General features: G+C 64.8%; 10 protein-coding genes. All 10 read right to left on the bottom strand.

The window, feature by feature from the left end; translation table 11 throughout:
- Position 1 precedes the first annotated feature (1 nt).
- Positions 2–940: a GTP 3',8-cyclase MoaA gene (gene moaA / locus APAU_RS07445; protein ID WP_232207707.1), complete on the bottom strand. Its 939-nt coding sequence runs from the start codon at positions 938–940 to the stop codon at positions 2–4.
- Between the two features lie 29 nt (positions 941–969).
- Complete coding sequence (locus tag APAU_RS07450) at positions 970–2886, bottom strand: substrate-binding domain-containing protein (RefSeq protein ID WP_006301102.1); 1917 nt, start codon at positions 2884–2886, stop codon at positions 970–972.
- Positions 2871–4112 carry a molybdopterin molybdotransferase MoeA gene (locus tag APAU_RS07455; RefSeq protein WP_006301103.1) on the bottom strand — a complete coding sequence of 414 codons (1242 nt, stop codon included), beginning with the start codon at positions 4110–4112 and terminating at the stop codon, positions 2871–2873. The genes APAU_RS07450 and APAU_RS07455 overlap by 16 nt, the downstream gene beginning before the upstream one ends.
- 3 nt (positions 4113–4115) lie before the next feature.
- The gene (locus tag APAU_RS12595) at positions 4116–4811 is read right to left on the bottom strand and encodes an SPOR domain-containing protein (RefSeq protein WP_006301104.1); all 696 of its coding nucleotides are present in this window, start codon (positions 4809–4811) and stop codon (positions 4116–4118) included.
- Positions 4808–6352 carry a B12-binding domain-containing radical SAM protein gene (locus tag APAU_RS07465; RefSeq protein ID WP_006301105.1) on the bottom strand — a complete coding sequence of 515 codons (1545 nt, stop codon included), beginning with the start codon at positions 6350–6352 and terminating at the stop codon, positions 4808–4810. The genes APAU_RS12595 and APAU_RS07465 overlap by 4 nt, the downstream gene beginning before the upstream one ends.
- Before the next feature lie 41 nt (positions 6353–6393).
- Positions 6394–7614 (bottom strand): cell division protein FtsZ, encoded by a 1221-nt coding sequence (ftsZ, locus tag APAU_RS07470; RefSeq protein WP_006301106.1) that lies wholly within the window; start codon positions 7612–7614, stop codon positions 6394–6396.
- Positions 7615–7640: 26 nt separating this feature from the next.
- Positions 7641–8984 carry a cell division protein FtsA gene (ftsA, locus tag APAU_RS07475; protein ID WP_006301107.1) on the bottom strand — a complete coding sequence of 448 codons (1344 nt, stop codon included), beginning with the start codon at positions 8982–8984 and terminating at the stop codon, positions 7641–7643.
- A 22-nt stretch (positions 8985–9006) separates the two neighbouring features.
- Positions 9007–9771: a hypothetical protein gene (locus tag APAU_RS07480; RefSeq protein ID WP_040344981.1), complete on the bottom strand. Its 765-nt coding sequence runs from the start codon at positions 9769–9771 to the stop codon at positions 9007–9009.
- Positions 9772–9832: 61 nt separating this feature from the next.
- A complete protein-coding gene (gene murB / locus APAU_RS07485) occupies positions 9833–10750 on the bottom strand; it encodes a UDP-N-acetylmuramate dehydrogenase (RefSeq protein ID WP_006301109.1) in 918 nt (305 codons plus the stop codon).
- The gene (murC, locus tag APAU_RS07490; protein WP_040344983.1) at positions 10728–12152 is read right to left on the bottom strand and encodes a UDP-N-acetylmuramate--L-alanine ligase; all 1425 of its coding nucleotides are present in this window, start codon (positions 12150–12152) and stop codon (positions 10728–10730) included. The genes murB and murC overlap by 23 nt, the downstream gene beginning before the upstream one ends.
- Between the last annotated feature and the right edge of the window lie 4 nt (positions 12153–12156).

Raw genomic sequence — 12156 nt, forward strand, 5'->3', positions numbered from 1 at the left:
TTTAACCTCCTATGTGGGACATGTGCAGTTTCCCGTCTTGGACATCCTCCCAACAACGGGGTTTTTCCAGAACCGATCGACGCAGGGCTTTCTCGAGTCCCTCTTTGTCCTGTGCCGCAAGAAAGGGGCGCAGGTTCGTGCCTTCTTGGGCAAAGAGACACGTCCGGAGTTCCCCCGTGGCGGTGATCCGAAGCCGATTGCACTGAGAGCAGAAGTGGTGGGAGACCGCCGCGATGATCCCCAAACGCTGGGCGGTGACGCGGTTGCGGAAATAGCGGGCGGGTCCCTTGACCACTCCCGCCTCCGCCTCCTCTTCTTCGATCCAGTCTCCTGGCCCCGGGAGACTCCGGAGGATCTCGTCGGCCCCGATGAAGGCGTCGGAACTCCAACGCTGGTCTTCCAGCGGCATGAACTCGATGAGCCGCAGCAGGTGGCCTCGCCGATGCGCGAAATCCAACAGGGCAGGGATCTCGTGATCGTTCTCCCCTCGGATGAGGACCGTGTTCAGCTTGATGGGAGCCACGCCAGCCCTGGAAACGGCATCCAGTCCGCCCAGAACATCCTGAAGGCACCCCAAACGGGTCAGCTGACGAAAACGCTCTGGATCCAGGGTATCGAGGCTGACGTTCAAACTGTCCAGGTCCAGGGCGGCAAGGTCCTGAGCGTAGGGCTTCAGGAGAGAACCGTTGGTGGTCAAGGCCACGCGAAGGGAAGGGAAACGCTCCCGCAGTTCCTTAAGAAAGGGAAGCACCCCCTTGCGCACCAGGGGTTCGCCTCCCGTGAAGCGCACTCGCCGGACCCCCATGGCCACCAAGGCCTCGCAGAGAAACAGGATCTCCTCGTAACGAAGGATCCGGTGGTGCTCCAACGCGGGAATCCCCTCGGGAGGCATGCAGTAGACGCAGCGGTAGTTGCACCGATCGGTGATCGAGATCCTCACGTAATTCAGTTTTCTGGCGAAGCGATCCGTCAAAGACTCCATCGATATCCTCCCAAGGCCTCAATCTGCAGCCTCCACGCCGGATCCTCCAGGCAGGACATTAGGGCTTCTAAGGCTGGATGCCCCTCGAACTCCCTAGGTCCGACAATCTCAAAGGGTTCCACCGCCAAGGAGATGAAATCCAGCCCCAACGCCTCCGCTGCGGCTCGGATGCCCAAAGTCACATCCGCCTGACCGCTTGCCACCCGATTGGCCGCCTCCATGTGGGAGACGCACTGGATATCGTAGCCTTCCAGTCCCGCAGGAGGGATCCCCTCCCGCCCCAGAAGGTGGTCCAGGAGCACCCGAGTCCCCGCCCCAGGTTGACGGTTGGCCAGCCGAATCCCCCGCGCCGCCAAGTCTCGGATGGTCCGAAGACCCAGAGGGTTCCCCGAAGGCACGATGAGCCCCTGTTCCCGGTAATAGAGGCGTCGACGCCACCACTGTCTCTGGGGGTCGAACTGAGCCAGAAAGGAATCGTTGTAGATTCCGGTCTGGGGATCCAGAAGATGGCAGGCCGCCAGGTGGGCCTCCCCCCGAGCCAACGCCGCAAGCCCCCCCAGGCTTCCCACGGTGCGGATCGCCACCTGCGCCCCCCGAAGGCGGACACGGCTGGCAAGCCTCTGGAAGGCCGGGTCGTCGGACCCCTGGAACAGGACGGTCCTGTCCAGGTCCATACGTTTCAGGGTGTAGAAGGATAACGGGCTACCCTTGGGCAGTTCCAGGGTTTCCCGGGGCAGGACCCCCAGGGCATCACACTCTGCCAGGGCGAAGAGGGAGCTCGCCCCGGTGGAGAGCGGCCAGGCCACGACCTGATCCCGGATCCTGGCACACTTGAGCCGCACCCAATCCTCCATCCCCTGGGCCGAGGAAAGGGGGACCAGAAGACGACATTCCTGCGGCTCCCCGCATCCCAGGGAGGAGCAAAGCTCTTCCCCCGACGGGACGGACGAGGAGGCGAGGTGTTCCAAAAAAGGATGGACCAGCCCCCAGGCCACCACCGCGGTGGACATGGGGAAACCGGGCAGGACGAGGACCGGCTTGCCCTTCCAGGCTCCCCCCATGGCGGGTCGCCCCGGCTTCATCAAAAGCCAGCGAAAGAGGAGCCCACCCCCTTCCCGAAGGACTGAGGCGGAATGATCCCTTTTGCCCTTGGCCGACCCTGCTCCGAGGAGGACCACGTCGTAGCTCTCCGCTCCCTCGTCCAGGGCCTGCCGGATCTGGACGGGGTCGTCCGGCACAAGGGGGTGGACATGAAGGTCCATCCCCCACCCACGGAACAACCCCCGCAGGAGGAGGGAGTTGCTCTCCACCACGGTTCCCGGCGGAGGAGTCGCTCCGCTTCGGAACCATTCCTCCACGGAGAGGATCTCATCCCCCGTGGGGATGAAGAGAACCCGGGGTTTCGGGAGGGCGGGGATCTCTCGAACCCCCGCGCAGAGGAGCAGCGCCTGCAGGGCTGGGGTCACGGGATCCCCGGGGCGGGCCAGAACCTGTCCGGCCAGGACGTCCTCCCCCACGGGGCGGACGTTCTGCCCCCGAGGGGTTGCCCGAACCACCACCAGCCCGTCCGGTCCCTCGGAGGTATCCTCCACCATCACCACCGCATCGCAGGAAGGAGGGACCGCCCCCCCCGTGTTGACCCAGCAGAACCGGTCCCGCGACAAAAGCACCGGCCTGGCGGGACTGGCCTGGGCGGTGTCCTCGGAGGCAAGGGCATACCCGTCCACCGCCGCAGCAGGATAGTGGGGCACGTTTCGAGCCCCCACCACCTCCTCCGCCAACACCTCCCCGGAGGCCTGCTCCAGGGGGACGGGCCGCGCAGGAAGGGGGGCAAAACGGTCCCGAAGGATCTGAAGAGCCTCTTCCCTGGGAAGATGCTCCCGACAACTCAGCGCGGAATCCACCAGAACTCCACCTCCTCGCCGGATCGGGCCGTCTCGCGCTCCTGGGGGAACCGGAGGAACCCGTCCGCTTCACGAAGCGCCGCCACATAGCCCGAAGCGGAGGGAAGCGGGACCACGCCTTGGGGCGTCCATCGCCCCGGGACGAACTCCTCCACCCCCGCGCGGGCGACGAGATCTCGAAGCAGGGTGACCCTTTCCTTCCTGCAGGTCCAGGTTTCCGGAGATCCCATCCAGGCCCCCAAGAGGGGGAGGAGCACCGTGTAGGCCACGGTGGCGCAGGCGAGGGGGTGTCCGGGAAAACCCACCACCAACCGGCGGGGGACAAGGGAACCCGCAAGGTGGGTGGGCTTTCCGGGCTGGATGTTGACCCCCCGGACCATCAGCCCCGGAGCGGGGATCTGCGACAGGATCTCCTCACAGTGATCCCGAACGCTCACCGAAGAGCCCCCGCTCAGAAGGATCAGGTCGCTCTCCTCGAAGGCCCGCTGGAACCCTGTCGCAAGGGCTTCCGGGTCATCCCGAAGGATGCCCCCGTGGCGCACACGAAACCCCCTTCGGCGGAGGAACCCCGTCAGAAACCACCCGTTGACGTCCCGAACGCAGCCCTGGGGCACGGGGTCCGTCTCCAGGGGGACCACCTCATCTCCCGTGCTCAGCACCGTGGCAGAGAGGTCGACCCCGGGCACCACGCCTTTCCCCAGCGCCGCGAAAATCCCCACGTGGCGTTCGTCCAGACGGGAGCCCGCGGTCAGGAGAGAGTCTCCTCTGCGGTATTCCTCCCCCTGGAAGACCACGTTTTCGCCCCGCTGCAGGGCTTTTCGAGCCTCCACCCACCCGGCGGTGACCGTGGCATCCTCCAGCATCAGCACCCCATCCGCCCCGGGGGGAAGCATCCCCCCCGTGTGGATGGACAGGACTTCCCCCCGGCGAAGGGGCTCCGAGGCAGGACCTCCCATGGGGACCTCCCCCGCAAGGCGCAGGAAGGCGGGAGTTCCCGGAGACGCTCCGGCGGTCTCCTCACAGCGGACCGCAAAGCCGTCTCGCAGACTTCGGGAAAAGGGCGGGTGGTCCTGAGACGCCACAAGGGTCTCCCCCAGGGGGAACCCAGCGGCATCCTCCAGGGCCAAGGGCGTCTCCCGGGGAGGAAGCTCCCAGGGGAACCCAAGCTCTCGGATGACCTTCGTCAGGACTTCCTCCCGAGGCGCCACTTCCCTAAGGACGTTCACGGGTCATTCCCCCTGGGGCTTGGCACGAGGCGGGACGATCTGGGTGGGGAATCCCTTGGCCCCCAGGGAAGCCGCCACCGCCTCCGCCGCCTCCCGGCTGTTTCCGCCGGGGACGCGGACGCGGAAGAACGTCCCCTCCCCCACCTTGGCCTCCTGCATCTGGGGACGGAATCCCTCCTTCTGGAGCCGATCCGTCAGAGCCTGCGCCGCCTCCCGGGAGGAGAACGCTCCCGCCTGAACCCAAAAGCCCGGCGCACCCGTCCCCGGAGAGGGGGGAACCCGAGAAGGCTGTACCGTGGGGTGAGGTTTCGGAGTCGTCAAAAGCCTAGGGGTAGGGGCCGCCGAAGGGGTCTTCTTCCGGACCGCCGTGGGAAGGGGCTTTCGGGTCGGTTTGGCCTCCACCTCCGGCTCCGCCTTGGGAACCCTGACCACCCCAGGAGTGACCACGGCCTTGCGCTTTGGGGCAGGGGTGGGAGTGAGGGAGACCTCTACGACCTCCGGCTCCGCCGTCGGGGAGGGCTCCTGGGAGACCTGTGCCGGAGGAGGGGCATCCGGGGACGGTGTCTGGGGTTGGAAGAACAGACGGACTCCCAGCACCAGGATTCCCACCGCCACCAGTGCCGCCAGGGGAAGGGCAAGCTGCCCGAAAGCGGAGAGAGAATGCTTCTGCTTGTAGGATCGGGACCGGCGTTGGCTCAAGGAAAGCACCTCCCATGATCTGCGGGGTTCTCACGATGCGGGGAACGGAAAAATCCCAGCCTTTCCAGCTCCCTCCGGGCTTGGTCGCGCCGTGGAGGGGTCGGCGCCCTTTCTCCCGCCAAAAAACGGTCCAACGTTTCCTCGCTGTCCTCGGAGGAGGACCAGCCAAGAGCATACTCCAGCGCGGCCTCCCTGTGGCTTGCAAAGCGGAAGGAGATCCGGCGCCGTCTCCCCCGGGAAAGCAGGCTCTCCCGGAGAAACGACGTCCGTCTCTCGTAGACCTCCGCAGAGAGGAAGGCTTCCTCCCCCCATGGGGTCCCCGGCTTGGGGACGAAAGGGTTCACCGAAAGCACCAAGGAGAGGCGTGTCTCCTGAAGCAGGGACTCCGTCAGGGATGCCATCCCGGCCACGTCCTCCTCCTCCTCCCCTGGAAGCCCTAACATGAAATAGAGCTTCGCCTGACGCAGCCCTCTCTCAGCGGCCAGCCTTGCCTTCTGCAGGATCAGTTCGTCCGTGAAGGGCTTGCCGCAGCTCCTTCGTAGGGCCTCCGTACCCGCCTCGGGGGCGAGGGTCAGGGCCGTTCTGCCCCCTCGGTGCAGAGAGTCGACCATGAAGGCATCCAGAGAATCCAGGCGAAGCGAGGCAAAGGAGACGCTCTTGCGCAACGCCGTCAGCCGCTCCAGGAGGCCCCGGATCTCCGGATAATCCCCCGCCTCGGGAGTGATGAGTCCCACCTGCTCGAAGGAGGTACCCCGGGCCGCTTTCTCCAAAAGCGAGAGCGCCTCGGGAAACGGAAGACGCCTCAAGGGAGTAAAACAGCGAGGAAGTGTGCAGAAGCGGCAACCCCTCCGACAGCCCCTCTGAAGCTCCACCAGCAGGGTCTTCCCAAAGGTACACCTTGGGGTCACCCAGGCGCTGGCGGCATTTGGGGGCTCCAGCGCCTGGGCCTTTCCCGGGCCGGAAGAGGGCCCCCCCCTTCGGCCCCACAGGGGAGGCACCAGCACGTGGGGAAGCTCCGACAAAGCCTCCCACTGATCTTCCCGCCCCCCCCTCCCCCGCCGAAGACGGGCCACCACATCGGCCAGAGAAACCTCCCCGTCCCCCAACACGATGAAATCGCAAAGGGCATACAGGGACAGGGGATTGATGGACGTGAGGCTTCCTCCTACCCCCACCAAAGGAGCCCCCCTGCACTGCCCCCGCTCTTTCCAGGAAAGGGGGATGGAGGCCCCCTGAAGCCAGGCCATCAGGGACCAAACGTCGTTCTCGTAGGCGATTCCTGCGGTGATGATCGGAAATCGTTCCAGAAGGGTGTCGCTTTCTACGGATCGGTAGGGCGACTGGGGGCCGAGGAAGAACCGCTCCACCCCCACTCCCGAGCGGCGCAGCGCCCGGTAGACGTGGTGCATCCCCAGGTTGGCGCTGCCGACCTCGTAAGAGGCGGGGTAAAACAGAGCCCAAGGCAAGTCCCCCCCCTTGGGGAGCGGCTCCACCCAGGACTCGTCCTCTCTGTAGGTCTTCCAGCTCTTCCAACCCGTCACTCCACCCCGAGGGGCGCAGGGAGTCTTGGAGGCTCTCCCCTTCAGGAGGGTTTTCTCCTGCGGACGAATGCGGGGACATCCAACTGATTCGTGGGAACGCCGCTGAGCTTGAAGAGGTCCTCCTCCGTGTTTCCTCCCGCCGTGCGCACCTCCGACTCCTCCAGCTCCAGGCAGACCCTCCCGGGAGTGGCGGCCGGTCTCTCCTTCGCCGAAGTGCCGGGAGAGGAATACCCGGAGGAGCGAACTGCAGCGGGCCCGGAAGCGGGATGGCGCAGCGCCGCGGGACTCGCCTTGGCAGATTCGGAGAACCCCGTGGCAATGACGATGATCTGGATGCGATCCTCCATGCCCGGCTCCAGGACGTGCCCCCAAATGAGGGTGGCATCTTCGTCCGCCGCCTCGTTGATGACCCGAGCGGCCTCCTGGATCTCGTGGATGCCCACGTTGGCTCCCCCGGTGACGTTGAAGAGGACGCCCTTCGCCCCCGCCATGGGGTTTTCCATAAGGGGGCTCTGGATGGCGTTTCGGGCCGCGACGGTGGCCCGGTTCTCTCCGTGCCCCTCCCCGATGCCCATGATGGCGGAGCCCGCGTTGCTCATGACGGTGCGCAGGTCCGCGAAGTCCACGTTCACCAGTCCCGGCCGCAGGATCAGGCTCGTGACCCCTTCCACAGCCTGGCGAAGGACCTCGTCGGCCAGCTTGAACGCCTCCGCCAGGGAGGTCTTCTTTTCCGTGAGTTCCAGGAGACGGTCGTTGGGGATCACGATCAGCGCGTCCACCTGTTCTCGGAGACGCTCGATGCCCAGCTGAGCCTGCTGGATCCTCCGTTTTCCTTCGAAGAGAAACGGACGGGTCACCACGGCCACCACCAGGGCCCCTGTCTCCTTGGCCACGCTGGCGATGACCGGTGTGGCTCCGGTACCGGTCCCCCCCCCCATCCCGGCGGTGAGGAACACCATGTCGGCCCCTTCCAGGACCGCTCGGATTTCCTCCCGGGATTCCTGGGCGGCCTTGAGGCCGATCTCCGGATTGGCCCCCGCCCCCAGTCCTCGAGTCAACTCGCGGCCCAGAACGATCCTCGCATGGGCCTCGGACATCTCCATATGCGCCACATCGGTGTTGGCAGAGATGAACTCCACCCCTCCGACTCCGTTTCGGATGATGTGGTTCAAGGCGTTGTTTCCGCCGCCTCCGACTCCCACAACCTTGATGACTTCCCGGTAGGGCCGCTCGGGTTTTTCGATCTGAAAGACTTCAGACATGGTGGGATACCTCCTGCGGCCTTAAGTTAAAAAAGTTCCCGAAAGGACTTCTTGAGGGTGTCCAGCATCTGCTCCAGCCCCGAGGGACCAGCGGGCTTCTTCGGCACCTGCTTGGGCCTCTCGTCGCCCCCCCTCAGGGTGGGCCCCTGTCGCTTGATCTGGTCCAGGGAGGGCTCCATGTACCGGAACGGATTCCGCTCCCGCTCCAGCATGTACCGGATGATCCCCGCCGCGCAGGCATACTCGAACCCGTTACGCCCGGGAGGCATCCTGCCCGAATCCAGGGGGAAAGCGGCCCGAGCGGGCATGTCCAGGACCTCGGAGACGAAGCCGTCCAGGTCGTTGGTCTTTGCCACTCCCCCGGTGAGGACAAGCCCGGCAGGGAGCATCGGCAATCCCGCCTCGGCGACCTCGGACTTCACCAACACCCCGTAAAGCTCCTCGATGCGGCACTTGACGATGTCCGCCACGTCCCGAACGGGGCAGGAATAATTCCTCCCCCGGATCTCGAAATCGATGGTCTCGTCCTGAGCTTCCGGATCGCCGAAGAGGGAGATCTCCCGCTTGATCTCCTCGGCCTTGCTCAGGGGGATGCGCAGCACGCAGGCCACATCGTTGGTGAGATGGTCCCCCCCTACGGGGATGATGGAAAGCCTTCGGGGACGCCCTTCGGAGAAGACCGCCACCCCCGTGGTGCCCCCTCCCACGTCCACCGCCACGGCCCCCGCCATGGCTTCCTCGGGAGAAAGAGAACCCAGGGCGGACGCCAGGGGCTTGATGACCAGCCCCGTCACCTCCAGCCCCGCCTTCTCCACGCAGTTCAGCACGTTCTGCAGAGCCGCCGTGGGGACGATCACGGATTGGAGATCGATCTCTAACCGCATGCCCGTCATCCCGAGGGGATCGTCGATCCCTCCATGGCCGTCCAGGGAGTACTCCACGGGGATGGTATGAAGGACCGATTGGTTTGCCGGAACAGCCACCTCCGTCTGGGCAGCCTCAATGACCCGCTCCACGTCCAACTGCATCACCGGCCGGGGGGAACGTCCCAGAGACACCATGCCCTTGGACCGGACACTCAGCACATCGCTGCCGCTGAAGGCAACCGTGGCCTCGTCCAGTTCCAGGCCCACCATGTTCTGGGCATCCGCCACCGCCTGCTTGACCGAACGGATAGCCTGATCCAGGTTGACGATCAAGCCCTTTCGAATTCCCTGGGATGGGGAGTGTCCGATGCCGATGATCTGGGCCTCTCCCGTGCGGCTTTCCCTTTCAGCGACCACCACCGCTACCTTGCTCGTCCCAAGGTCGAGTCCCACCAGCAGTTCCGGGTCTCTCTGGGCCGCGGAGGTTGAACCTTTTTTGAACAAGAGAAGCCCCCCCGACTGGAATTCAGTTCGTTTTCCCTGTCACGTCTTCGCTCCTGACAATGATTCTATCCTTATACGTGGCATCCACCAAGAGGTGCCCTCCTCCAGGAGGAGACTGGCTCCACAGGGTTTCCAGCGCCGCAAGCAGCTGGGGCCACGCATGGTCCTCCGTGGGAAGGAGGAGACGAACCCGCAGGTCTCCTCGTCGAAAGGAGGCGAGAAGCCGAGTCGTGCCGTCCTCTCGACGCACCGAGAGGGCATCCAAAACCCCCAGCCAGGACAAACCCTCCAATGCCTGCAACCAGCCTTGGATTTGCGCCACCGAAACGGAGGACGAGGAAACGTCCCCGCGAAGCTCCGCCCCCGAAAGGGGAGGGGGCATTCCCGCCCCCCAGTATACCAAAGGGCCTTGGGGGATCCGGAGCCCTCGCACCTGCGTATTCTGATGAAGGTTGGCCTTCCAGATGCGCCCGTCCGCATCCACCAGCCACACCTGATCCTGCCAGTGAAGCCGAAGCTGGGGCTGCAGGGGGGTCACCTGAACCGAGAACTCCCCCCAACCGGAAAGGCGCATCCGTGCAGTCACGGGATACCGCTCGCCCAGGGATCGCTCGATGTCCCCGCGATGAAGCAGAAGAAGAGGCCAGAATCTCTGGGCGCTGCCGGGAACGATCTCCCAGGCGAGAGCCTCGGGGAGCACCCCGCTGGGCACGGTCCTCAGGGCCAGCAGCCGAAAGGCATGGGTCTTGCCCTCCAGAGCGTAGAACAGCCCGCAGAGAAGCCCCAAAAGAAGGAGACGACGTTTCCAACGACGAGCCCTTTCCCTCTGCTTCGGATCGGGGAAGACCCTATGGGGTCGGTCCAAGAAGCCTCACCTCGAACTCCAAGTTGACCCCATGAGCGTTCGCCACTCGCTCCCGGCACTGCAAGGCCAGCTCCAGGATATCGCTGGCGGAGGCGTCTTGAACGTTCTCAATAAAGTTGGCGTGTCGGGGGGACACGCGCGCCCCTCCTCGCACCAACCCCTTGCAGCCCGCCAAGTCCAAAAGTCGACCTGCGCTGAAGCCCGGGGGATTTCGGAACACGCACCCTGCGGTCTTGCACATCCGAGGTTGGTTACGCCGCAGGTCTCCGAAGGCTCGAGCCCGCCGCCTCAGTTCCGCCTCTTCCGTCGGGGCCAGGAGAAGACCTGCACTCAGGATGAGGGTTTTCTCCTTCTGGAAGGGAGAGGTGCGGTAGGCAAAGGAGAGGTCGCTCCGGGCACACCTCCGCACAACCCCGTCCTCCTCCTGGATCTCCAAGAAGCTCACATGGTCCCCGATGGAATCTCCCTGGGCGCCCGCATTCCCCGCGAGGGCCCCTCCAAGGGTCCCAGGAATGCCCAGAGCAAATTCCAGCCCCGAAAGCCCCCTCCTCAGGGACCAGGAAACCAGCCTCCTCAAAGAAACGCCGCCGGGGACGCGAAACTCCCGGAGGGGACCCCGCGTACCCAGCAAAGCAGGAGGGGTCGGATCATCACGAAGAAGCAACACCCACCCGGGAAGCCCTTCGTCCGGGACGAGCACGTTGCTCCCCTCCCCGAGGAGGTGCAGAGGGACACCCTCCTGCTTTGCGGCGACGCAGATGTCCCGAAGGACTGGGAAGGTGCGAGGGCGCAGGACCAAGGGAGCCACTCCCCCCACGCCCCAGGTGTTCCAGTGCTTCAAGGACTCCCGGGAAAGGACCGAACACAGTCCTTTTCGGTCAAGCTCCCACAGCCACCGCATGAGCGAGGGAGCTTTCCCGCTTGAGGGAATCGAGAATCCTCTCCCCAAGGAGACAGACGTTCCCAGCACCCACGGTCAGGACGACGTCCTGATCCCTTCTCTCCCGCAGGACCACTTCCACCGCCTCCGAAAAGGAACCGCAGAGATCCAGCCTGGTGGGACCCTCTTTCGGGAAGGCCTCTGCGATGAGGTGGGATCCCACGCCGGGGATGGGGGTTTCGTCTGCTCCATAAACGGGCAAAAGGAGGACCCGGTCCGCGCCGGTCAGCACAGTCGCAAACTCCCGGAACATGGCAGCCGTCCGGGTAAAGCGATGAGGTTGGAAGAGGACAAGAAGCCTACGATGGGGAAAGGCGCCCCGCAGGGCACGGAGGGTCGCATGGATTTCCCGGGGATGGTGCCCGTAGTCGTCGTATACCTCCACTCCTTCCGCCGCCCCAACCCTCTGAAGGCGCCGCTTGGCCCCTTTGAAGGTGCTCAAGGCACGGCAAGAAACCTCGAAGGGAATCCCGACGATGGAGCAGGCCGCGCAGGCGGCCAGGGCGTTGAGGACGTTGTGCTCCCCCGAAACGCGAAGGGATAAGGTGCCAAGAGGCGTACCCCGGAAGTGGACCAAGCAGCGGATCCCCCCCCCCGGGAGAGGGGTCACGTCCGTGGCTCCCCAGGTCCAGGAAGTTCCCCAACCGTACGTATAAAGGGTCTCGGACGCCAGGCCGTCCTCATGGAGACGCTCCGCCAGTCTCCTCGTCCCGGCGTCTTCGGCGCAGAGAACCAGGGATCCAGCAGGTTTCTTCCCGAGAGCGAAGCGATGAAACGCATCGCCCACGCTTTCGTAGGTCGGGTAGTGGTCCACGTGATCCCAATCGATGTTGGTGACCACCGCAATCTCCGGGGAGAACAGCTCGAAGCTGCCGTCGCTCTCGTCCAGCTCCGCTACCATGGTCTCTCCGGAACCCAATTTGGCGTTGCATCCGATGTCGCATAATTCCCCGCCCAACGCCACGGTAGGGGAAATCCCCGCGTTCTCCGCGATGAGGGCGATCATGGAGGACGTGGTCGTCTTCCCGTGGGTTCCCGCCACTCCAATCCCCCTCCGGCGATTGAACAGGTCGCTCAGGACCTCGGCCCGTCGCGCCACGGGGATGCCTCGCTCCCGGGCTGCACGGATCTCCGGGTGTTCTTCGGAAATGGCGCTGGTGTAGACCAGCAGGTCCGGGGAAAACCGCTCCAGATGATCCTGGTGATGTCCCAGAACAAGTTCGATCTTGTGCTGGACCACCTTCTCCGCATAGGAAGTGTGGACCATGTCGCAACCGCTCACGGCAAAGCCCATATCCTTCAGAAGGAGGGCCAACCCGCTCATACCGGCACCACCGATGCCCATGAGATGAATGTGATGCATGGAT

Source organism: Aminomonas paucivorans DSM 12260 (genome assembly GCF_000165795.1).
GTDB lineage: Bacteria > Synergistota > Synergistia > Synergistales > Synergistaceae > Aminomonas > Aminomonas paucivorans.

Bases quoted from the DNA above. Each gene is read 5' to 3' on its own strand.
- murC (WP_040344983.1), bottom strand. From the start codon at position 12,152: ATGCATCACATTCATCTCATGGGCATCGGTGGTGCCGGTATGAGCGGG.
- ftsZ (WP_006301106.1), bottom strand. From the start codon at position 7,614: ATGTCTGAAGTCTTTCAGATCGAAAAACCCGAGCGGCCCTACCGGGAA.
- murB (WP_006301109.1), bottom strand. From the start codon at position 10,750: ATGCGGTGGCTGTGGGAGCTTGACCGAAAAGGACTGTGTTCGGTCCTT.